13 protein-coding genes are annotated in these 25264 nt (G+C 45.4%); 5 read left to right on the forward strand and 8 right to left on the reverse strand.

Annotated elements, in window-relative coordinates; all coding sequences use genetic code 11:
- Nucleotides 1–6 precede the first annotated feature (6 nt).
- The 4 genes from R8G66_17090 to R8G66_17105 form a co-directional block, all read right to left on the reverse strand.
- Entirely contained in the window at nucleotides 7–14190 is a 14184-nt protein-coding gene (locus R8G66_17090) for a Calx-beta domain-containing protein (protein ID MDW3194093.1), read from the reverse strand.
- Nucleotides 14191–14512: 322 nt separating this feature from the next.
- Nucleotides 14513–14989 (reverse strand): hypothetical protein, encoded by a 477-nt coding sequence (locus R8G66_17095; protein MDW3194094.1) that lies wholly within the window; start codon nucleotides 14987–14989, stop codon nucleotides 14513–14515.
- A gap of 73 nt (nucleotides 14990–15062) precedes the next feature.
- Nucleotides 15063–15659, reverse strand: coding sequence for a tail fiber protein (locus tag R8G66_17100; GenBank protein ID MDW3194095.1), 597 nt, complete (start codon nucleotides 15657–15659; stop codon nucleotides 15063–15065).
- Nucleotides 15660–15837: 178 nt separating this feature from the next.
- Nucleotides 15838–17001 carry an ABC transporter substrate-binding protein gene (locus R8G66_17105; protein ID MDW3194096.1) on the reverse strand — a complete coding sequence of 388 codons (1164 nt, stop codon included), beginning with the start codon at nucleotides 16999–17001 and terminating at the stop codon, nucleotides 15838–15840.
- A gap of 201 nt (nucleotides 17002–17202) precedes the next feature.
- Here R8G66_17105 and R8G66_17110 point away from each other — a divergent pair, with 201 nt between their 5' ends.
- On the forward strand, nucleotides 17203–18102 hold the full coding sequence (locus tag R8G66_17110) for a formyltransferase family protein (GenBank protein MDW3194097.1): 900 nt from the start codon (nucleotides 17203–17205) through the stop codon (nucleotides 18100–18102).
- Nucleotides 18103–18171: 69 nt separating this feature from the next.
- Here R8G66_17110 and R8G66_17115 read toward each other — a convergent pair whose 3' ends face one another.
- A complete protein-coding gene (locus R8G66_17115; protein MDW3194098.1) occupies nucleotides 18172–19011 on the reverse strand; it encodes a hypothetical protein in 840 nt (279 codons plus the stop codon).
- A 136-nt stretch (nucleotides 19012–19147) separates the two neighbouring features.
- Between R8G66_17115 and R8G66_17120 the strand changes: the two genes are divergently transcribed.
- Nucleotides 19148–20098 (forward strand): hypothetical protein, encoded by a 951-nt coding sequence (locus tag R8G66_17120; GenBank protein ID MDW3194099.1) that lies wholly within the window; start codon nucleotides 19148–19150, stop codon nucleotides 20096–20098.
- Here the strand turns inward: R8G66_17120 and moeB are convergent.
- The 3 genes from moeB to R8G66_17135 are packed head-to-tail and all read right to left on the reverse strand — an operon-like array spanning nucleotide 20095 to nucleotide 23015.
- Entirely contained in the window at nucleotides 20095–21231 is a 1137-nt protein-coding gene (gene moeB, locus R8G66_17125) for a molybdopterin-synthase adenylyltransferase MoeB (protein MDW3194100.1), read from the reverse strand. The genes R8G66_17120 and moeB overlap by 4 nt on opposite strands.
- 33 nt (nucleotides 21232–21264) lie before the next feature.
- Nucleotides 21265–22272, reverse strand: a complete 1008-nt coding sequence (locus R8G66_17130) for a S41 family peptidase (protein ID MDW3194101.1) — start codon at nucleotides 22270–22272, stop codon at nucleotides 21265–21267.
- Nucleotides 22269–23015 carry a hypothetical protein gene (locus R8G66_17135; GenBank protein MDW3194102.1) on the reverse strand — a complete coding sequence of 249 codons (747 nt, stop codon included), beginning with the start codon at nucleotides 23013–23015 and terminating at the stop codon, nucleotides 22269–22271. The genes R8G66_17130 and R8G66_17135 overlap by 4 nt, the downstream gene beginning before the upstream one ends.
- A gap of 95 nt (nucleotides 23016–23110) precedes the next feature.
- On the opposite strand from R8G66_17135, the gene moaC reads away from it, so the two are divergent.
- From moaC to R8G66_17150, 3 genes are read left to right on the forward strand one after another with little or no spacing between them, the layout of a single operon-like run.
- Nucleotides 23111–23590 (forward strand): cyclic pyranopterin monophosphate synthase MoaC, encoded by a 480-nt coding sequence (moaC, locus tag R8G66_17140; GenBank protein ID MDW3194103.1) that lies wholly within the window; start codon nucleotides 23111–23113, stop codon nucleotides 23588–23590.
- A gap of 13 nt (nucleotides 23591–23603) precedes the next feature.
- Nucleotides 23604–24683 (forward strand): NTP transferase domain-containing protein, encoded by a 1080-nt coding sequence (locus R8G66_17145; GenBank protein MDW3194104.1) that lies wholly within the window; start codon nucleotides 23604–23606, stop codon nucleotides 24681–24683.
- Complete coding sequence (locus R8G66_17150; protein MDW3194105.1) at nucleotides 24676–25263, forward strand: nucleotidyltransferase family protein; 588 nt, start codon at nucleotides 24676–24678, stop codon at nucleotides 25261–25263. Before R8G66_17145 ends, R8G66_17150 begins: the two co-directional genes overlap by 8 nt.
- Nucleotide 25264: the final 1 nt, after the last annotated feature.

Consider the following 25264-nt stretch of genomic DNA (forward strand, 5'->3'; position numbering starts at 1 on the left):
TGGCGATTATCTTTTAAGAATTACAAAACCTGATTTTGTATCTGTATTCGTTCCCGGGAACTCAATGACGTAGAAGTAGGTACCATCCGGCAGTCCTGCACTACCAAAGATGTTGTCCACGTTTGCTTGACTATCCCAGGCATTATTATCATTATCATAATTAGTAGTTTCCCAAACTTTAGTACCATATCGGTTAAAGATGGTCACCACATTATTCGGAAGGTCTTCGATTCCAGGTATGGTCCAGGTATCGTCAATGTTGTCACCGTTCGGGCTGTAACCCTGTGCAATACCATTGCTCTCTTCCTCCGTATTCTTATTTACATCATCCGCAGCAGTATTTCCGACGTTATTATACTGATCTGTCAATTCTACGGTCAAAGTCAACAAGCCATCTCCTAAACCAGAAACATCGATATCGTCCAGGCTGTTTCCATCTCCATTGGCATCGATCGCACCAGAACCAGAAACCGCCGTACCGCCACCCGAAGATTCAATCGAATACATGAATGTCGAACTCGCTTCTCCATCCGAAATTTCAAATTGGAAATTATCTTCATTCAGATCATTGATTGCTGGGTTCAGGATAGTTACGGAGAATCCAGATGGTCCTGTTAGATCAACCTCCCAGGAAACAGCGCCTTCTGTATTACCATTTCCGGCTGCGTCACTTGCTGAACCTACAGGAACTGTAATGGTTGCGATGCCTTCACTAAGTCCGGCAACGTCTATCATATAGGCGTTCATTGATCCTGAAAGATTCGAAATCGTCCCACTACTGGTCTGGATGTCCTCTAGTTCAAGTCCGGTAACGACTTCACTAAATTCAATCACGATACTAGCAGAAGTTTCACTAGTGATGGAAGCAGCACTGGTTGTTAGTGTAGCTATTGGAGCCGTAACATCGTAGAAATAAGAGAGGGTGTTTGAGGCCTCATTTGGATTACCAACGGCATCGATCGCCTTATCGGCTTCAATGTTAACAGTGACTCGACCTTCTGCATCTGGAGTAAGGTCAAAGGTAAAGACCGTCTGCGCATCATTCGCTACCAGGTTAGAAGCCGTCGCATTGGTTAAGGTAAGATCCTCCAAAGCAAAGTTCTGAACAAATTCACTGAAGGTCGCTGTGAATGATATCGGAGATACATTTGTCACTTCCCCAACTTCGCTACTTAACGTAACTGTTGGTGCAATGCCATCTCCCACTTCTATCGTTACGGTCTCCTCTGCACTGGTGTTGGTGCCGTCGGTTACAGTTAGTGTCAACGTGTAGCTTGGTGTGGCCACTAAATCTATCACCGCTGGATTATTCACCGTAAGTACACCCGTTGTTGCATTGATGGCATAACCGTCATTGGCATTGCCACTAACAATGGCCCAGCCAGAGAACGTGGTACCATCATCTGCGTCTGTTGCCACCACAGTACCTATTTCCATGCCCGCTGTTAATACACCCTCAATCGGGAACGTTTGTCCAGCGGTTATTACCGGCGCATTGTCATCATTAGTGATGGTCACTGTTGCTTCATCGGTGATAGTCACTGATAAGCTCGTTGCTGCAACATTACTCATTGAAACCGTGACTGTTTCATCACTTTCTACCGTCTCATCAGAAGTTGGCGTCACCGTGAAAGTTTGCGTCTCGCCAGCCGTTCCAGCGAATGTCAAGGTCTGACTTTCAACCGAAGTATAATCAGCCAAAGTAGCCGTACCATCCGCTGTACTTACATCGACCGTAAAGCCTCCGTCTACAGCATTATCAAGCGTCGCTGTAACCGTTATGGCTCCACCATCCTCAGCACCAGAAACATCTGCGATGGTCACTGCTGCTACATCATCATTGGTGATGGTGACCATTGCACCATCGGTTATGGTCACGGATAAGCTCGTTGCCGCAACATTGCTCATGGAAACGGTTAAATTCTCATCGCTTTCAACAATCTGATCTGCAGTTGGTGTCACGGTGAAAGTCTGGGTTTCACCTGCCGTTCCGGTAAACGTCAAAGTCTGACCGGTAACCGAAGTATAGTCTGCTGCATTAGCAGTAGCATCAGCAGTAGCAACATCTACCGTAAAGCCTCCATCAACGGCATTATCCAAAGTAGCTGTAACCGTGATGGCTCCTCCGTCTTCCGCACCAGACGCATCCGCGATGGTCACGGCTGCGGCATCATCATTGGTAATAGTAACTGTTGCATTATCGGTAATGGTAACAGACAAGTTCGTTGCTGCCAGATTGCTCATTGAAACCGTTAAAGTCTCGCTACTTTCTACTATTGCATCATCAGTTGGTGTCACAGTGAAAGTTTGCGTCTCACCTGCTGTTCCACTGAACGTCAAAGTCTCACCCGCGATCGATGTATAATCCGATGGAGTAGCGGTTCCATCTGCTGTGGCCACATCGACTGTAAAGCCTCCATCAACTGCGTTATCCAAAGTCGCCGTTACTGTAATCGCTCCTCCATCCTCAGCACCAGACACATCGGCGATGGTTACTGCTGCTGCGTCATCATTGTTGATCGTGACTGTAGCATCATCCGTTATTGTTACAGCTAAGCTAGTCGCTGCAAGGTTACTCATAGATACGGTCACCGTTTCATCACTTTCTACTGTATTATCTGCAGTTGGCGTCACCGTGAAAGTTTGCGTCTCACCAGCCGTTCCGCTGAACGTCAATGTCTCACCTGCTACTGAAGTGTAATCTGTAGAGGTAGCTGAGCCATCCGCCGTACTCACATCTACAGTAAAGCCACCATCAACTGGATTATCTAAAGTGGCTGTGACCGTAATCGCTCCACCATCTTCATCTCCGGACACATCGACAATGGTCACTTCTGCCGCATCATCATTATTAATGGTGATGGTTCCTGTGTCCGTCGTGGTAATGGTAGATGTTGCAACCGTAGTTGCTGTGATGTTACTCATACTGACTGTTAAGGTCTCGTCGGCTTCTACTTTGGCATCTGTCGCCGCTGCGATGGTCACCGTTTGTGTCTCACCAGATGATCCGGTGAAAGTTACTGTTTCACCAGTGAGTGCTGTGTAATCACTATCACCGGTAGTCGCTGTACCATCTGCGGTGGAAACATCTACCGTCAGGCCACCATCAACCTGGTTATCCAAAGTTAGGGTAACGGTGATGTTACCATCATCTTCGTTGCCTGCTACATCTCCGATAGTAACTGCCGCATTATCATCATTAGAGATTGTTATCGTTCCTGTGTCCGTGATGGTCACACCGGAAGTTGCCACTGTAGGAGCTGCAACATTGCTCATACTCACCGTCAAGGTCTCATCTACTTCCACTTTAGTATCCGGTGTAGGTGCAACTTGTATGGTTTGAGTCTCCCCTGCAGTACCATTAAAACTGACTGTTCCAGATCCGGCGGTATAATCACTGTCTGATGTCATGGCCGTGCCATCCGCTGTTGCATAGTCCACTGTAAATCCTCCATCAACAGCGTTATCCAGGGTGAATGTTACCGTGATGTTCCCATCATCTTCATTACCAGAAACATCGCCAATGGTCACGGTTGCAGTATCATCGTTATCCAGGGTGATAGTACCTGTATCCGTGATCGTAATGGTAGATGATGCTACAGTGGGCACCATCAAATTAGCCATACTCGCCGTAATTGTTTCATTGGCTTCAATCTTGGTATCCGCAGTAGGAGTCAAAGTAAATGTCTGAGTCTCTCCTGAGGTACCCGTGAAGGTCAATGTCTCTGAAGTCACAGCCGTGTAATCACTAACTGCCGTACTTGCAGTACCATCGGCAGAAGAAACATCCACCGATAATCCTCCATCTACAGGATTGTCCAAGGTCAATGTCACGGTGATGGCTCCATCATCCTCATTGCCTGATACATCACCAATAGTTATTGCTGCTGCATCATCGTTGGTAATTGTATAAGTTGCAACATCCGTAATATCAATTTCGGCGGTTGTGAAACTAGAAAAACCAAGATTTCGCATGGCTATTGTAAAAGTCTCATCTGCTTCAACTTTGGTATCTCCTAAGCCTGAAAGATTAAGTGTTTGTGTCTCGCCAGCATTTCCACTAAATGTAAGGGTCGAGCCAGCTGTTGAGCTGTAATCACTATCAGCTACCGTAGCTGTACCATCTGTTGTAAATACATCGAACGCAAAGCCTCCATCTACTGCTACATCCAATGTCGCCGTGATGGTTTGTGTACCTGAATTTTCATCGGCAGTTACATCGGCTATTGTTACAACCGCTGCATCATCATTAGAGATTGTTATCGTTCCTGTGTCCGTGATGGTCACACCGGAAGTTGCCACTGTAGGAGCTGCAACATTGCTCATACTCACCGTCAAGGTCTCATCTACTTCCACTTTAGTATCCGATGTAGGTGCAACTTGTATGGTTTGAGTCTCCCCTGCAGTACCATTAAAACTGACTGTTCCAGATCCGGCGGTATAATCACTGTCTGATGTCATGGCCGTGCCATCCGCTGTTGCATAGTCCACTGTAAATCCTCCATCAACAGCGTTATCCAGGGTGAATGTTACCGTGATGTTCCCATCATCTTCATTACCAGAAACATCGCCAATGGTCACGGTTGCAGTATCATCGTTATCCAGGGTGATAGTACCTGTATCCGTGATCGTAATGGTAGATGATGCTACAGTGGGCACCATCAAATTAGCCATGCTCGCCGTAATTGTTTCATTGGCTTCAATCTTGGTATCCGCAGTAGGAGTCAAAGTAAATGTTTGAGTCTCTCCTGAGGTACCCGTGAAGGTCAATGTCTCTGAAGTCACAGCCGTGTAATCACTATCTGCCGTACTTGCAGTACCATCGGCAGAAGAAACATCCACCGATAATCCTCCATCTACAGGATTGTCCAAGGTCAATGTCACGGTGATGGCTCCATCATCCTCATTGCCTGATACATCACCAATAGTTATTGCTGCTGCATCATCGTTGGTAATTGTATAAGTTGCAACATCCGTAATATCAATTTCGGCGGCTGTGAAACTAGAAAAACCAAGATTTCGCATGGCTATTGTAAAAGTCTCATCTGCTTCAACTTTGGTATCTCCTAAGCCTGAAAGATTAAGTGTTTGTGTCTCGCCAGCATTTCCACTAAATGTAAGGGTCGAGCCAGCTGTTGAGCTGTAATCACTATCGGCTACCGTAGCTGTACCATCTGTTGTAAATACATCGAATGCAAAGCCTCCATCTACTGCTACATCCAATGTCGCCGTGATGGTTTGTGTACCTGAATTTTCATCGGCAGTTACATCCGCTATTGTTACAACCGCCGCATCATCATTATTGATCGTTACGGTCGCGTCATCAGTAATATCTACAGGAGCAGAGGTAGTGAGTCCACTTAATGACAAAGTGATCGTTTCAGCTACTTCGACCGTCGCATCATCTGTCACATTTACCATAAAGGTCTGCGTTTCTCCTGCCGTACCTGCGAATGTCAAGGTTTCATTGACTGCTGTATAATCTCCAGCTGACGTACTTGCAGTTCCATCCGCGCTGGTTACATCCACATCAAAGCCTCCCTGAACAGCATTATCGAGGGTAGCAGTTACGGTAACTGTTCCGTCTGCTTCATTAAGGGCAACGTCACCGATCGTTACGGCTGCATTATCATTATCATTGATCGTATAGGTGAAGGTCGTATTCGCACCTAAGGTCGCATTCACTGGATTGGACAAGGTAAGGATTACCGTCTCATTGGTCTCAAGAATCGCATCATCCACAATACCAGCAATCGTAACAAGTTCACTGACATCATCAGCGACGAAAGTAACCGTACCATCCGCCAGCGTATAATCCGTACCTGATCCCGTGGCTGTACCCGTAACGGCATAATCTACAGTGATTGTTTTTGAACTAGCCGTGGATACTTGAACGACTGCATCTGCAGAATTAACAGACTCTGCCCCATCATCAGCCGTACTTGCAAAAGCTACTGTTGGCGCGTCATCATCATCCGTGATGGTCGCTTCCCCTTGATTATCGGCGAATGATGCATTCGTTGGGTTGGTTCCATCCAGGAAGAAAGATTCTGCATCCTCATCTCTGGTATCACCATTCACCGCCACGGTGACATCCTGCGATGTTTCAGAAGGATTAAAAGTCAGTGTAGTAGTCGTTACAGCTGTGTAATCATTGTTGGCTGCAGTTGCAGTATTGTCCGAAGTGGCATAATCTATGGTGATCGTCTTTGGAGATGTCTTATCCAGAGAAACAGTAAACGTCGCATTTACGGTACCAGAATTCCCTTCAGTAACTGATGCATCTCCGATGGAAACCGTTGGAGCTGCTTCTGTCGTGAAGTTCAAGGTCACATCATCAGCAATACCCGCGAAAGCATTTCCACCAATATCCTCTATCGCCGTGCTAGCGATGCGAATGGCATAGTTTCTACCTTCTTCAAGGAAACCGCTGGGATTAGCAATTGTCAATACTGTGCCGGAAATGGAAGCATTAGCTCCTGGAGAACTTGCATCGATCGTTAGATCAGTGGTGGTGTTATCCAGATCATTCAAAAGAATAGTTCCTGAACCAAACTGTATGTTTTCATTGAACGTGATCGTCAGGTCAGACTCAATATCCACGTTGGTCGTTTCATCCGCTGGGGATGAGCTACTGATCGTAGGAGGTGCCTGATCCAAAGTGATCGTCTGACTGGTCTGAGTCGCGGCATTACCTGCCAGGTCACTTACATCAGCAGTTACAGTAATATTACCGTCATTGAGAGCACTGATATCTGCCACACTAGCAGTCCAGGCATTGCTGGTAACCGTCGCATTGACAGGTCCTGCAGAAGTTGTACCATCACTGAAAGAAACGGTTACTGACTGTCCGTCTTCAACACCAGTAGTTGTACCACTGATCTCTACATCAGAAGACTCAGCCGCTTCCACGATACCATCTCCTTCTATTGGCGTGCTAATCGAAATGGTAGGTGCCGTACTGTCTTCCGTAATGGTAGGAACATCTACTTCGCCAGAAGTATTTCCCGCCGCATCTTCAGCACGTACAATAAAGTTATTTTCATCATCCTCGGTCAGGTTTACACTCAAACTCCAGGTTCCACCTGAAACAGTAGTGCTCGTTAATGGAGTGAGGTTATCGATGAGTCCATCATTATCTGCATCCGCATAAACATTGACGGTCACACCATCTTCACTGTGAGTTCCGCTGATGGTCTGTGTTGCCGCATTGACTGAGATCGCAGAAGCTGGCGATGTAACCACCGGACTGGCTGGATCCGAACTGTCTTCCGTGATCGTAGGTACATCCACATCCCCGGAAAGGTTACCCGCAGCATCTGAAGCCTCAACCACAAAGTTATTGGCCTGATCTGCCGTTAAACTGACACTGATGCTCCATGCTCCGCTACTTACCGTGGCATTTCCTAATGAAGTAGCATTATCCGCTACACCATCGTTATTGGCATCGATATAGACGTTGATTGTGGCTCCATCCTCATTGGAGGTACCACTGATGGTCTGATTCGGTGCATTAACTGAAATGGCCGCTGAAGGGGTGCTTACCACAGCAGTAGGAATTGCATTATCCAATGTCACTGTTTGACTGGCCTGAGTCGCAGCGTTACCGGCAGCATCATCCACATCAGCTGTGATGGTGATCGTACCATCATTCAAACCACTGATGTCTGCATCTGCGGTGATCGTCCACGCATTACTAGTCACGGTAGCAGTACCTGTAATCGGCGTACTAGACCCATCGGTGAAAGAGATAGAAACGGTTTGTCCATCTTCCGCACCAGATGTTGAGCCCGAAATTGTTACGTGCCCATCTTCCACAGCATTCACCACTCCATCGCCTTCGATAGGGGTAGAGATAGCAATTGTTGGTGGAGTCTCATCATTCAAAGTGGCGGTGTTATTGGTCGTTTGATCCGCTACAGCTGCATTTGCAGACAAATCAAATACACTTGATGCGACTAAATCTACTTCCAGGGTCTCACTTCCATCAGGAGTACCCGTGACACTAAAGTTCACACGAACGGTAGTTTCTCCTCCGACAAGTGTTCCTCCAGTCGTCGGCGTTACTGATGTAACAGATGGGCTAGTCGCAGTTCCTCCGGTGAGAGACAAGTTAAAGTCACTCGGCTCTAATCCACCAAATCCAGCAGTCGTGTTGTAGATCATTTCTGAGAAGGTCACATCAATGTAACTGTTATCGCCAGCGAGTGATACCGAGCTAATGGTCGGTACAGACGTGTCTATCACAAAGTCTTTATTCGCTCCCAATGAATTCGCAGCACCAGGAGTAGCCAGCGTCAAAGTTGCCGCATTCCCTGATCCATCATTGATCGTACCGGAATTTAAAGCGAGGGCTGTAGTGGAAGTATAATCCAGGTCCGCACTTATATCTCCCGCCTGTACGGTGTAATTGAAGGTCAAGGTGCTAGTGCCATCTCCAGAACTATAATCAACGACCTGATCTGTCGTGCCCGTCTCTAAGGTGATCTGTGGTGTCCCTGTTACGTTCACCACCTCGCTAAAGGTCACCGTAATAGCAATCATGTTCCCTTCGATATACCTTCCGTTAGGGGTCGAGGAACTTACACTTGTGATGGTAGGACTAACCTTATCGAGGGTGACCGTCTGACTTGCCTGAGTAGCTGAATTTCCTGTAAGGTCATCTACATCCGCCGTAATCGTGATGGCCCCATCATTCAGACCGCTGATATCAGCATCAGTAGTGATGGTCCACGCATTGCTTGTAACCGTAGCAGTTCCAGTAACGGGTGAGCTTGATCCATCAGAAAAAGAGATCGATACTGACTGGCCATCTTCTGTACCGGTTGTTGAACCGGAAATGGTCACATCCCCATCTTCTGTTGCATTTACCGATCCATCGCCTTCAATGGGCGTAGAGATGGCAATGGTTGGCGCAACGATATCATAAACAATACCTGTAGTGTCTTTGAAGTTATTCAGTCCAACAAGGTCAGCAACTCTATTTGAGTTAATCTTGAAACTGACATCATCTTCGGTCACCGTAGGCGTAAGCGTCCCTGTAAAAGTGATGTTATCACTCGAAGTAGGACCAGTCGTGATCGTGGCTCCGACTAATGTAATATCACTGGAAGTAAAGGTAGCAGCGTCAATCTCTTCATCGAATGTAACCGTATAGGAAATCGGCGCCGAATTGGTCCTTCCTCCCGCCGGGAAACTGATCGTTGGCGTTGGATTCGTCTTATCCAGCAAGAGGGTTAGGCTGTTATCTGTCTGGGAATTCCCGGCCGCATCAGTGGCCGTAAAGGTCACCGCGATCGCCGTTCCTTCCTGAATGGTGCCACTATTCAATACACCTGTAGTTACTGTGTATGTACCATCAGCTTGATCTGCCATAGCCAACACCGATCCAAAACTGGTATCCAAAACAGAGGCATCCACGGTAACCGTGAGACCCGTCTCACCTAAGTCGGCAGTAAAGGTGATGGTTTGTCCAGGTCGATAATTGGCATCATCTCCGTCAGAGGTACTCGTGAAAACAGGATCTGTTTCATCATTCAATGCCGCCGTATTGTTGGACGTCTGATCTGCTACCGAAGCATTACCTGAGGCCGCGAAAATACTTGCGCCATCGGTAATGTCTACTTCCAGGGTTTCTCCGCCATCTGGAGTTCCGGTAATACTGAAATTAATTCGAATGACTGTTTCACCACCAGTTAAAGCACCATTTGAATTATTCGTGACACTGGTTATTGCAGGACTGGTGGCCGTTCCACCCGTAAGGCTTAAAGAAAAATCTGAGGCTTCTACAGCACCTGAACCTCCTCCTGTGTTAAATACGCCCTGACTGAACGTCACGTCAATGAAATCATTACTAGCATCCAGGGATACTGACGTGATCTCCGGAGCAGTCTGATCATTCAAAGAGGCTGTATTATTCGCCGTTTGATTCGCTGCGGCCGCATTGCCAGCTGCATCGAAAATACTTGTACCATCTGTAATGTCTACTTCCAGGGTTTCTCCACCATTAGGAGTACCCGTTACGGTGAAGTTCACGCGGATAGTGGTCTCACCACCTGACAAGGCTCCACCGGCATTGTTAGTTACAGTTGTTACGGTAGGGCTTGTTGCGGCACCACCTGTGATACTAAGCGCAAAATCCGAAGATTCGACCGCTCCAGACCCTCCATTGGTATTGAATAAACCTTCACTGAAGGTCACATCGATAAAGCCATTATTTCCATCTAATGAGACGGAGCTAATGGCCGGCACTGTCTGATCATTAAGTGTTGCCGTGTTATTGGAAGTCTGATTGGCAGCAAAAGCATTGCCAGCAAAATCAAAAATACTAGTACCATCAGCAATGTCTACTTCCAGGGTTTCTGAACCATTAGGCGTTCCTGTGACCGTGAAATTCACTCGAATCGCATTTTCACCACCGGACAAGGCTCCGCCTCCTGTGGTCGTTACCGTGGTTACCGTAGGACTGGTTGCGGACCCACCAGTTAAACTAAGATTAAAGTCTGATGTTGCTACTGCCCCGGAACCTCCGCTCGTATTGTAGACATTTTCGCTGAAGGAAACATCAATGAATCCATTGGAACCATCTAATGAAACCGAACTGATCGTTCCCACAACAATGTCATAGACAATACCGGTCGTATCTTTAAAGTTATTTAATCCAACAAGGTCCGAAACTCTATTCGAGTTGATCTTGAAACTGATGTCATCGTTGGTTACCGTTGGGGTAAGCGTTCCTGTAAAAGTGATGTTATCACTCGAAGTAGGACCAGTTGTAATTGTCCCTCCAACCAATGTAATGTCACTGGAAGTAAAGGTAGTACCGTTAATCTCCTCATCGAAAGTTACCGTATAGGAAATCGGAGCCGAATTGGTCGCACCTCCAGCAGGAAAACTGATGGTAGGTGTTGGATTGGTCTTATCCATGCGAAGCGTGAGGCTGTTATCTGTTTGGGAGTTTCCGGCGGCATCAGTGGCGGTAAAGGTTACCGCGATTGCCGTACCTTCCTGAATCGTACCACTATTAACAACACCTGTAGTAACGGTGTAAGTACCATCTGCTTGATCCGCCAACGCCAAAGCAGACCCAAAGTTGGTATCCAAAACAGAGGCATCTACAGTGACCGTCAAGCCCGTTTCACCCAAGTCTGCCGTAAAGGTGATGGTTTGTCCAGGTCGATAAGTAGCATCGTCTCCGTCAGAAGTGCTGACGAATGAAGGAGCTACCTGATCATTCAGTGTCGCCGTGTTATTAGCCGTCTGGTTAGCTGCGGCGCCATTTCCTGCTGCATCAAAAATACTTGTGCCATCGGTGATGTCCACTTCCAAGGTTTCGCTGCCATTAGGAGTTCCTGTAACCGAGAAATTGACCCTTATCGTCGTTTCTCCACCAGCCAAGGCTCCACCAGCATTGTTCGTTACAGTTGTTACTGTAGGGCTGGTTGCCGCTCCGCCCGTAAGGCTTAAAGAGAAATCTGATGTTTCTAGCGCACCTGAACCACCGTTAGTATTGAATACACCCTCTGAGAATGTCACATCGATGTGCCCATTATCAGCAGCGAGAGAAACTCCCGTTATAGTAGGAGCAGTAACATCCACCGTAGTGAAATTCAGATCTGAATTGTTGTTCAATCCGTTGAAGGGATTTCCTGCCAGATCAAGAAAGGGTGTTCCCGAAACAATAAATACGTAATAACCTGTCTCTGCCGCTAAAGATGTACCTGGATTAATGGTCAAAGTAGCTCCTGAAATGGAGGCCACATTCGTTGTTCCTGTAGGATTTGTCGCATCTATTGAAAAGAGTGGAGAATTATCGCTTAATTGCCGTAGCTGGAAAGCTCCGGTACCGAACTGAATGTTCTCATTGAAGGTGATCGTAATGTCATCGGCCACAGCAACACCGGTTGCATTATCTGTGGGTGTACTAGAACTTATGGTAGGTGCTGTCCCATCATAATTAATTGTAAACTGTGTAGCCGCGGAGTTAGGATTTAATGCCAGATCCGTTGCGATGGCTGCAGCAACATTGTTGGTTACTACTGACCCGACATCTACCGTGATCGCACCATCCATGCTCGGTGTAATATTAACGGTAAACGTGGTACTATCGCCTGAGGCAAAATCACCCGTAGTTCCATTGCCTACTGTAATTTCATTTTCCTTGAACCGTTCTACCTCTTCGCTAAACGTGATCGTTACAGGAATGGGATTATCATTGGTAGGACCAGGGCTTGAGCTACTTGAAAGTGTCACGGTTGGTCCGGTATTATCTAAGATTACCGCTAACCCGCCGGAAGCAGCACCTGTATTACCTATGGCATCGGTGGCCTGGGCAGTGAAGGTATGTACACCGGTTGGAAGATCCGAAGAAGGTGTGAATGTCCAGTTTCCACTTCCGTCCACAATAGCATTTCCAAGCCCTCCCACTGCGGATGATGTGATTGCCACGACTGCTCCTACTTCCGTAGTTCCTTCTAATGTAGGCGTTAAATCGAAGGTCCGGTTATCACTGGTTGCCCCAGAGGTATCATCTTCACTTCCGGAATCAGAAGTTGTGGCCAAATCCGGTACAGAGGTCGTTGCTCCTGTTTGGTCAATCGTGTAGGTCTCTTCGCTGTTAATAGTTAAAGCGAAGGCGTTCGTCGCAGCATCCTGTATGTCCTGCCCCCCGGCAAAACCAAGGTCTAATAGTCCATCTGTATTTATTGACCCTACGGTCACATCAAATACAGTACTTCCTGTTACCGCACTAGCTCCGGTTATGGTAGCTGTACCGCCTGCTCCTGCACCGGAAATGGTGAAATCGGATCCATCAGTGCTTACATTACTTACATCCTCATCGAAAGTAACTCTGAAGGTAGCACTCGTCGCATTGGTCGTCGCATCGGTAGGTGATTGACGTACGATGGAAGTGACTTCTGGTGGGGTGGTGTCGCCGCCGCCACTGATAACCAAATCAGTAAGTACGAAATAAGTCGCAGACTTACCTCCCATTCCATCACTCACATAGATGTCCAGATAGGTAATGCCCGAATTATTCGTAGAAAGCGGAACTGTATTGGCGTAGTTCTGGGTCACCGACGAGGTGGCTATTACTCCGAGGCTGCTCTTTACGGTAAAAGTTCTGGTCGTGGAGTAGTTACCTATAGAAAGGCTAGTGGCTGTGAAAGCCGCATTATCATCAAACCTCAAGCGGATATTCGTTTCATTGGTGCTCGAGTTCACTATCGTTGTGCTTGAAATTCGAGCAGCCATTGGCCCTACCAAAGTGTACGCATAAGTACTGGCCGTGGTACCATCAACTACCAATGTGTAGTTTGATTCCGGGGCTGACGCACCACCCAGAAATTCCGCATCAGTGGAAGCAGCACCATTAAGCGCACCCGCAACTGAAACCTGACTAAAATCAATCGTACCGGTAAACTGCAGCGTTCCGGTAAAGTCTTTTAAGGCAATGGATTCAGGAAGCGGAGTTGCTTCAATGTCTCCTGTCTGGATCTCCAGATCCCAATTGGCCTTGTCTGCATCATTTCCCGTCAGGTCATTGGAAGCGGCAATGTCAAAATCATAATCGCCCTTCACCACTTCCAGGAATCGTTGACCTTCAGCACCTTTGGCAAGCTCGCAGCCGTAGAACAATAAGTCACCACCAGGCTTGATGGCGCCATTCAAAGCCACCAACGCACTTACATTTTCTTCAAAGGTCTTGGCGTCAATGATATCATTCCCTAATTGTAACTTACCTGAAGTGGCATGAGAGATCACATGGACCGCTTCCAGATTACGATACTTTGTCAAGGTAGCCAGCAGCTGCACAATACCACTTTGCCCGGACTCGATTTCAATGATATCTACACCTTGACGATCCTGTGACAGAAATACCGATTTGTTCTGGACAGCCCCATCCACGATCAGGAGTTCTTTGATTTTTTGTCCTTTTTCAAAATGGAAATTAAGCTCCTCTTCAACATCCATACCTCCAACAGCAGCAGCCGTCTTTGGTACATCAAGGAAATTGATACTGGAGATCGGATTCAATCCAGTCTCTACCAGGTATTGATTCTGGGAGGTGTATCCTCTTCGAGATCGGTAATAGGAACCTCCGGGTCCGCCCAGTGCCGACATAGAAGTCGTCGCTAGTGCCAGGTTTAACCAAGTGGCACCCATGGTTTTAACAAAATTATTCGGCATATAATAGTGGTTGCAATTGAATTAATTGAAAAGAAATAGAGCCCAGCAGCAGAGACCCTAAGCGCTTAAAAGAATCGTAGGTTAACAGCGTTAACATGGTGTATCAGCTTGGTTGTAATTAAATGTCCGTGTTAAATATAGTAAAGTGGCAGAACACTAAACAAGAAATATAGCTAGCCTAACACAAAATAACGACGAATGGGAACGCGTATTAACCTTGATGTAAATGAAAAAACCATCAAACTAACGCAACTTGTATACGACGAACAGATAAGCCAAGTAAGCCATACCGTTTTTTCTTAATAAAAGCAACGCCACGACCTTACTCTCCCTTTTGGAAATCTGCTTCTTCTTGTAGTTGCTTTCGGTAAAAACAGTCGATCCAACCCATGGGCTTCAAATGTCCTTTCCAATGGTCGATCATCTCATTCATTTCCGGTAGTTTCTTGATCGTGATATCATCCCAAATATCAATCCAGATCACATCGTATTTTTTTTCCGTCTGGTAAGTCCTGGCATCACCTTGTAGAACCTTTGTTTTCGGGAATCTCTCAGCGACAACTTCGATGACATCCGGATGCAATTCAACAATTTCAACAGAATTGATCCGAGTATAGTCCAGTTTGGGATTTACTGTCCCAAGCCCTAGGCCTAACATGAGAACATCACCCTGACATTTCTCAATCAGTTCCTCATAATCACCTCGTTCTTCTAAATGAGTATCGGACATGAGTAAATCCTCATCTTTCCAAAGCTCTCGCCTACCTAGCGAATCGTATCGAATGTATGCTTTTCCCATAAAAAAAATCTCCAACCCGATGGTGGGTTGGAGATATTGACAGGCTATAAATAACCTTAACTTTTTAACGCGATTAGTTTCTTGAAGGATAAACTCCCTGCGTACAGAAAATCCAGTTCAACACCTGATATGGAGTTCTATTCTCGTGGCTGTTAGAGTTTCCTGTGATCCCCACAGCAACAGCTCCTGACAATGCAGCAGTTTCATTCATGACTCCCATTCTGGTGCCATCTGTTGTGGTTGCATAGGTGTTATATGACACCATACCTGATCGTGTAGTGGCCGAGTAGTTTCCATTCGCACCTGGCTCAGTACCATTACCACTATTTACATATGGCGCAATGTTAAGCGTTGCAGAGGCTCCAGATAAAGAAGCGGTATGGTTGTGAGCTGGCATTTCAGGAATGTTCAGGGTAACAAATTCCAAACCACCTCGATATCCTATGATGTAAGGCTGCATACCAGGGGCAGCACCTTGTCCGATCAACGCTCGACCTCTAAGATCCGGCAGTGCAAATGTCGTTCTTCCATCACCACCATAAATGGTCCCGACTAGTGAGTAAATGGCCGTAAAAGAGGAGATCGCCAACAAAGCTCCGTGGCAATAAGCCCAATCTCTTGGTGCAAAGTTTGGCGCCCAGCCCATAACTGTACATAAAAAAGCAGTCATAAATGTCTTTAAATTTTGTTGTTAATAAAATTATGAATGACAGCCGGCGAAATCCAGACATCAAAAATCGAAATAGTATCAGATCATGATGGATGGTTTGTCTATGCCATGTTGTAATTCGATGTTAATTTAGGAAAATAATCGAAGGGACAAAACCTAAAAATGATTTTTGTGCAAGTTATACGCACATATAGTTGTTGTAATAGCCGGAAGATCCTCCTGTTTGAATCTCTTCAAATACTTTGTGGTCATAAGGAAGTGCCCTGCCCTGCTCTATCACCATTTTCCTGACGGTATTGTTTTCAATCTTGATTTTCTCAATGTTGATCACAGGTGTTGCATATTGGGATCCCAGATGGAAGGATTGTTGGCCCCTGGGCGTGTCTATGGTTTGTTCCGTCAACCACTGCTGTATCTTTCCCAATTCACGGCGTTGAAAGTATGGGAATAACTGCTCCAGGGCCTGACCAATCTCAAATCCAAGCAAAGCAAACATATTGGGCATGCGCCCTGTCCGATTCACAAAGGCCTGTTTGAATTGCTTGTTCAATTTATCTTCGGCATCCATGTCCCAAATAGAGCCTGCATATAAGGTCATGTCCAGATTTGATATCTGGTTCAATATATCGTGAGCAGCCATTGGAGCTGTCACCACCAGTGGAAAAAGTTTATGCAACCCTTCCCTGTGGTACACCCTTAAAAAATCTACTGCCTCATCCCCACAGAACATCGCATTAGCAAAACTTGGGGCTTCTTTTCTCAAGTTACCTAGATACTCCATCAGCATTTCCTCTGCACTGATATCCAGATCAGCGTATCTTCTCATGACCAGCATTTTCATCGGAGTAGGTTCCGCCACCTGAACACCCTCATGAAATGAGCCGTGAAAATGATACCCTGACTCGTAATTGGCCAGGACCATTATACCCCCATCACCCCATTTCTTTCGCGCCCAATACCCCATGGCATATTGTGACTGCCAGGACTGAAAGCTATTGTAAAAAATGTATGGCGATTGATCATTCATGAAAGGCACATATTCTCCCATATCACCGAACAAACAGATCTTCTGGAACTGATTAATGGTATGGGTAAAATTGGTCATAGTACGGTAATTCGTCATCCCCGTGATCAGGTCCACATTTTGAAAGGACAACATCTTTTCCAATACCGGCTCCATGGCCCCTGGATCTCCGAACCTGACGAATTCAGGTACTAGTTCAAAATATCGATGAAGTTTTTCCGGAATCCCTGACCAGATACCGTCCATGAAGTCTTGCGAATAGGTAGGATATATGGTTGAGTGATTTCCGAGAAAGCCTATTCTGATTATTCTATGCATGACTGTGAAGGTGTTGGCGCTAAAATAATAGAAAGAACCCTATCGCCTCCTATAAGATTTGAACTTGAGTCATTTATTATTTTGAAGACTAGATAGTCGCTGCTTCTTGCGCATATTTTTCGGAGAAATCTTGCTAAACTCCGTCATGGTTTTAACTTCATGCCTCATTTCATAAAACACACCAAACTGATAAATACAACCATGTACAAAAAAATAGGCATCATCACCTCTACTTATCTTCCCATGCCCCTTATGATCAGTTTGCATCAACAGGGACTTTTGGAACAGGTGATGTTACACCCTGATGCTGAATCTATGTTACGAGAACCATTGAGCCACATGATTGCTCCAATGGAGATCAACCGCATTGCGGACCCTACAAACCCACCAGTGAATGATTCCTGTGATCTGGTGATCGTCATGGGGTATCCTGTAAAGATTACAGGAACCTACACTGCAAAATTGGTGAATATTCACTTCGGACCTTTACCGGAAAATAAAGGTCCAGATCCTGTATTTTGGACTTTACAAAGCGGAAAACTGCTTGCCTACGTGGCCATACATGAGATCAACGCAGCCGATGATCTCGACTCAGGACTAATTCTCAAAGAACAATCCTTTGATATTGCTCCGGGAGAAAACTACGGATTATTATCCAGTCGCTTGTCGCACATGAGCATTCAACTGGTCCAGGAATTGATCGCTGGCGACACCAAGCCACGAGCACAAGAAGCTGATCGAGCACAATATCATCCAATGCCGTCGGGGCAGGATTTTATGATCGATTGGAATGAAATGACGTCCCTTCAAATCGAAAATCTGGTAAACGCTTGTAATCCGGTTCATGGTGGCGCCAAAACCGTATTGCAAGGAGGCACCTTAAGTATTTATGAAGTGATGCCAGCCAGTCTGGTGGTTGCAGATGCGGATGCTAAACAACCCGGCGAGGTAGTTCATAGCAGCCTGGAGCAAGGACTTGTCGTGAAATGCAAGGACAGTAATTACTTAAAGATCACCATTTTGTCTTTGAACGAAGGCATCTTTTCAGGCAATAAAATCGCCGCGCTTGGCACACCGGTCGGGACAATTTTAGGACAATAGTATAGTGAAATAAAAAAGAAGCTGTTCCTCCTGAAACAGCTTCTTTTCTATCTCGACTGATCAAATCAATCAGGCAAATTCTTCTATTTTCATAAGTCCTGCATCAAGGTTATTTGCATTGGATTCAGGTACTTCATTCCAGTTTTCTCCATCATTGTCTGTCCAGCATACTACTGATCCTCCTTCCTTACCATCTCCTCCATATGAAGTAACCATCCAAAGTCGACCATCAGGCCCAATGCTTATGACCCTTGCCCCATAATTCTCGCAAGGAATGTTCGTTTTGGCACCTTTCTGCGTATAGTAGGCTAATTCCGAATAAGCATTGATGATATACGCTTTCCCTTCAGGACCTCCTGTAACCTGAAGTGCATCCCTTAGGTCCGGAATCACTTTCCATTTACCTTTTTCAGGATCCATCCACTTTACTACTGATCCAATTTTCGGATCACTACACACTACCCACACGAGGCCATCCGGTGCCGCACTGATCTGTTTTACGTTTTCTACCCCGTCGACCAGGGTTGCTTCTACTTCCGCGCCGCTTTCTTTAGATAGTTGGGCTTTAGCCAATTTACCGGAATTCAACACCATGTAAAGGGTATCATCAGGAGCAGCATCTATTTTCACCACTTCCGTTATTTCAGGATTTAATTGCCCCGCCGGTGTATGTTTTACTTTGTCCAGATTAATTACCGTGCTTGACCACTGTAATGGAAAAACCTCAGGAGCGTGATGCACCACGGTAAAGGCGCCATCGACGGTAAGCACCATCACTGTCTCTGCTTTAGAAACCGTAAGGTCCAAAATTCTCCAATCTGCGGTGTAGGAAGGTGACTGCTGATCGTGGCGTAAAACCGCCAAATTACCATCACCGTCTACTGTCCATGCTACTTGCTGTGTTGTCATCTGATTATATATAAGTTATAAGGTTAGAAACTATTTGTCTGTGGAAATATAATTTTAGGAAGAATTTAGTTCCTAAGCAAGCATTTTCTATTTTAGGCCCTTACAATTAGACAAAAAATATAATCTCTTCACAACCATGAGCATAGCCGAACAAATCAAATCAGCTACCGAGAAAATTCTTTTCACAGAAGAAGTAGGTACCTGGGGGGAAGGAACCAATGAACTCTATGAAATTTTGAGTGTCAAAGCAGGTGTTTATGCTGAAGATTTGACTCATGAAAGCTACGGTGATGCAAAAAACGGGAAATTTGTAAGCCAGATCACCGCTGCCCATTGCCTCAAAGACATTGCGCGCTCTGCTCGTTTCATTAGAGGTCTTTACCAGGCAATTACAGATCAACTGAAGACCAAGGATTCAGTACACGTACTCTACGCAGGATGCGGCCCTTATGCTACACTTTTCACACCGCTGACTTATTTCTTTGATTCAAATCAGGTCAAAGCCACCATGTTGGAAATTGGTCAGGTACCAATGGCCAATGCCCAAAAAGTGTATGATCAACTCGAACTAACGGATTATGTAAAGGCCTGGGTCAATGCCGATGGCACCGATCCTCAGATTCAGTTTGATGAAAAATTTGACATCATTATCTCTGAGACCATGCAAGTCGCTCTCAAAAAAGAATGCCAGGTTCCTCTCACCAGAAACCTTGTACGATTTCTGAAAGAAGACGGCACCTTTGTTCCTCAAAATATCAAGGTGGAGGCCACATTGGAACACCCCAAAGTTGCCGGACAGCCAGATGAATTAGTTATTGGAAGCATTTACGAATTGGACTATAAAAATGTGCCCGAGAAGAATCACGAAACAGAACTGACTATTCCTTCGAATGATTACCAAATGCTGATGATGAAAACTTCCATTCAAACCTATGAGGATGAATGGCTCAAAGTCAATGAATCCGGACTTACCACGAAGTTGATACTAGATAATTTAGTCGTTCCTCGAAAAAAAGCGAAACTCACCTATCAGGAAGACAAACCGAAAGGGGAAGATATCGGATTCGAAATAGAATACGTGGATTAAACTACCACGAGATCAGGATCAATTTCCTTTTGCCAGGCCGTCACACCACCTTGCAGGTTCAATAAATTGCTGTAGCCGTATTTATCCTTCAACAAGTCGACGGCCTTTTGACTTCTCCCCCCACTCTTACAATGGATCACCACATCACCATTTCGGGGAATTTGCTCAAGGTGTTTTTCTAGCTGAGAAAGTGGAATATGTATTCCTCCAATGTTTCCTGCATCAAACTCGTATGTTTCGCGCACATCAATAAGAGTGTAGCTCGCCTCAGCTTTGCCTTGTAGCTCTGTCACAGTGATCTGGCCAAGGTCATCTAATCCTTTCAATCCACAGAAAGCATCATAGTCAATTAACTCAGTGATCGAAGGCGCTATTCCTGTCAGCGGATTGGCATCATCTTTTTGTACTTTGAGCACTCGCGTGGTAAAATGAAGCGCATCAAAAAGAAAAAGTCTACCCACCAAAGGATCACCCATTCCTGTGATCACTTTTAGGACTTCAGATGCTTGCAGACTTCCAACAATTCCTGGTAATACTCCCAACACACCACCTTCGGCACAGCTTGGCACCATTCCCGGAGGTGGAGGTGAAGGAAATAAGTCTCGGTAGTTTGGCCCTGATGTACCATCCTCAAACTGATAGTTAAATACACTCACCTGTCCCTCAAACTGGAAGATAGAGGCGTAAACATTCACTTTCCCGGAAAGAATACAGGCATCATTCACCAAATATCTAGTCTGGAAATTGTCCGTACCATCGGCCACCACGTCAAAATCTTTGATAATCTCAAGGGCATTGGAACTATCCAGTTTGGTTTCGAAAGGAATGAACGTGGTATTCGGGTTTTGCAGGCTCAACCGCTCAATGGTTACCGCTACCTTAGATCGACCGATATCTTCAGTAGTAAAAAGAACCTGGCGTTGCAAATTGGAGGCGTCAACTTCATCAAAATCTACCACACCGATGGTTCCTACACCTGCAGCAGTGAGGTACTGTAACATTGGAGCACCTAATCCTCCAGTACCAACAACCAGTACTTTAGCCTTCTTCAGCATTTGCTGAGCGGCTAAGCCAAAATTGGGAAGGTTCAGGTGTCTGCTGTATCGCTGTAGTTCTTCTAATGAAAGCTCCATTCAAGTGATCAATTTCCGTTTGGAAAGGTAACATCAATTCCCCTCAAGAAGTGCGATCGCGCGCTCCAAAATCCGATCAATTCCGGAGTTGGCAAATGTGGTAGGGTTAAATATCTCTTCATCCGGTGCTATTCCTACCTCTTCGATGTAATTGAAATTAGCATCTACCATTTGCCACGAAGACAAGCGAAACGTCCAGCCGTTGGGCAATTCCCGGAAAATTGGATTCCCCGAACCACCTCCGGTAACTCCGCCCATTGTCGTAACGTCCGGTCTTACTTTCATGGATAAAATAAAACTCTCTGTAGAACTAAAGCACTTTCTATTGGTCAGGATCACGACGGGTTTGGTATAAGTCGTTCCCTCCGGTTCAATCGTGCCTTTTCGCCATTCGCTAAAATCCGTATGGGCTGCTCCGTTACGGTACCGAACCCAGCGGAATGTCCGTTCCTGATCCATAAATCTTGTGGCGATGCGATCCGCATTAGTATCACTACCCCCTCCATTATCCCGAACATCGATGACAATGCCATCTTTTTCTGAAAATGCAGCAATGGCATCATCAATTCGCTCATAATGATTTCTTGGAGCCCCGAATGAAAAAATCCTAATATAGCCCAGATTGGTATCACTGATATCGCCATACTGAATCGTACTATTGGGGCTTTCGACGGATTCCAAATAATTAGCTGCTCCAATGGGTTCATTTGGAGGAAACCCAGTGATAAAATCATGTGAAATCCGTCGATCGGAGCGATATAGATCCACATGCCCATCCCTAAAAGCCAAAGTCAATTCGACCAATAACGTGAAAAGCTCATCTTCCGTAGTAAAACCCCTTACTCGCTGAATATTGGTATCATAGGCAGCCTGCCAATCCAGTTCTTTGATGTCGAAAAAGGAGTAATGCCGATCGAATTCACTCCAAAAAATCTCAAAATTTTGCTCCAAGGAATTCTCCGGATCATCCTCAATGAACAAGGAGTTACATGCAGTAAGCAGCACAATCAGGCTTAGCATAAAGTAGTTCCGTGTTTTCAATATGTAAATTTTAATCCAGTTTCGAATAAATGTCCTTCATATCCGACTCGGGAAGCCCGATCAATGACTGTAATTTGATATTGATAAGCCACCATCCATTCTGCGGCTTTCAGCGTTTTCCCGAACAAAGACAAGCGTAATTGATAATCAGCAAATCGATCAGGGAACATCCATTCACGCGTCGTGGATCCAATGAATTCCCGATTGATCATGTAAGTAGCCACTGGTCCCCGAACAGCAAATAGCAGGTATTTCTCATTAGTCAATTCTTTTCGCATCAGGCTACTAAGGCCTATTGTTCCAAAAACTTCGCCAGTATTTATTTCCACGCCATTGGTTTCAAAATTGTACGTACGTGCAAATCCCTGTGCCTTGGCATAAGGACCAATGTACCACACCAGGTCCCAGGGCAATTTCATGTTCATTTGGTACCTCCAATGAAAGTCTAGTGCAATAGACACCCCATCGAGCACATTGTTATTGAAATCATTTTCAATATTGGGTGTTACCAGAAAAAAATTAAAGGCCCTGGATTGCCGTTTCTTATACACATCATGTTGTATATGGAGTGAAAGCGCATTCCCATTATAATTGAGATTAGAACCTATCTCATCATTGACGAGGAATGTTTGCAGACCAAACCCCAGCGTAATCCCTCTTTTCTTTTCTGGCGGGTCCGATTGGGCCGATACTTCGCCACTAAAGAAAACAATCAGAGCAAGTAATAAATGTTTCAGATTCAAACAGGCGTTGATTTTGGTGATCAATACTTTGTACCTAAACGAAAATTTGCTTTGAGTTATTCTCTTTATTTTCGTTCAAAATTGGTACGTAATCTATGGACAAGAAGTTTTCACACCTCACTGGAACAGGTGACCCTACCATGGTGGATGTTTCTGAAAAAGCAGTAACTGAACGGGTAGCTGTTGCGCGTTCGATCGTGGTATTGGATCAGGAGATCATTGATCAACTGGAAAACGAAGAAATCCATACCAAGAAAGGCCCAGTGTTCCAAACCGCTATTCTGGCAGGTATTATGGCATGTAAAAAGACCAGTGACCTGATCCCACTTTGTCATCCATTGGGGTTGAGCAAAGCATCAATTGATATTTCAATTAATGAAAATCAAGAAATAATGATCCTTTGTACCGCAAAAGTTGTTTCAAAGACGGGAGTAGAAATGGAAGCACTTACTGGCGCTTCTGTCGCTGCCCTGACGATCTATGATATGTGTAAAGGCTTTTCGCACAACATCGTGATCAAAGAAACCCGATTGATCAAAAAGACAGGAGGAAAAAGTGACTTCCAACACACATAAAAAACACGCTTTCGTGCAGAAACCCACCGGAGGCAAGTTTCACCGTAATGAAGTAGCCATTCTCGGCGCACCTTGTGGCATCATTCACCAACTGGTGGAAGATATTCAACCGTCCTTGGCTCACTTAAAGATGGGCTATGTAGACGCAGACCATCAGGCCAGTGAATTTGAAGGAGAATTTAGAAAGGTTTATACGGATAAGATCAGTCATCACCAATTATCCTTTCATGCAGAAGATTTGACTTATCAGTTCCGGCAAGTATTCAATGATACGGATGGCGTCATTGTGAATGGCAACCACTTTAAGGCGGAAGCCCAAATCGTGATTGTCAATGAAAAGAAACGCGATTCGCTACAGCGCAAACTCGATCGACTCACAGATGTCAAGGCCATTCTATTGGACGAAGGCATCGATCAGCCTTTCGATTTCTTAATGGAACATTTGGGTGAAAAGCAAGTGCCGGTCTTCCGACTGGATGACCTGAAAAGTATTGCCGTATTAATCGAAAACCTCCTCAACGAAGTGCCTCCTGTCAATGGCCTGGTTCTGGCCGGAGGAAAAAGCACCCGTATGGGACATGACAAGGGTGCCATCACTTATTATGATAAGCCCCAGCGCGAATACATGGCGGACCTCCTGTCGAAAAACTGCCAGGAAACTTATTTATCCGTCCTATCCGAAATAGATTCAGTCATTCCGCAAATCCCTGATTCTTTCTTGGATCTTGGACCTTTCGGAGGAATTTTATCCGCGTTCCGAAAAAATCCCAATAGCGCCTGGCTGGCAGTGGCTTGTGATGTTCCTTTCGTCGATGACCATACAATTAACTTATTGATCTCACAACGTGACCCGTCTAAATTGGCCACGTGCTTTCACAATCCGGAAACCAATTTTCCAGAACCTTTGATCACTTTATGGGAACCAAGGGCATATCCGGTATTACTTCATTTTCTGACCTTGGGATATAGCTGTCCAAGAAAAGTGCTCATCAATAGTGAAGTAAAAGAAATTGAAGTACCAAATGAACAGGTGCTCCTCAATGTAAATACTCCGGAAGAAAAAGAGCACGCCGAGCAAATGATCCATGGCTAAGGTCTCAGCTATTGTGCTGGCAGCAGGCCTGTCACGTCGCATGGGTATGGAAAACAAAATGGGTTTGATGTATCAAGGGAAACCCATTGTTCATCATGTCATTGATCAACTAACGAAAAGTACAGTTTTTGAGACCATCATTGTCACGAGCGAAGTATCTCAAGACCTCTTCCCTAACCATGATATCATTCTGAATGAGCATTATCAAACAGGAATGACTTCATCGATTCAAGCGGGAGTACGGGCGGCATCAGCACATACAGAGGGCTACATGATTTGTTTGGGAGATCAGCCTTTGATACAGACTGAAGATTACGATCACATCGTAAATGCGTTCAGTGAAAATTTCAGGGATAACCCTAGTAGCATCATTGCACCAACATACGGAGGAAAAAAGGGGAACCCTGTTGTGTTCCCCTTTACATTCAAAGAAGTGATATTAAATCACGAAGAGCCTGAAGGTTGCAAAAGCATCATTCAGTCAAACAAACAACATGTCCATGCCATAGAAATGTCCACTAACCACGTCCTTCAGGACATAGACACACCGACCGATTACAAACAGATCAGCAGCTCATAAC

Source organism: Cytophagales bacterium, from assembly GCA_033344775.1.
Lineage (GTDB): Bacteria > Bacteroidota > Bacteroidia > Cytophagales > Cyclobacteriaceae > JAWPMT01.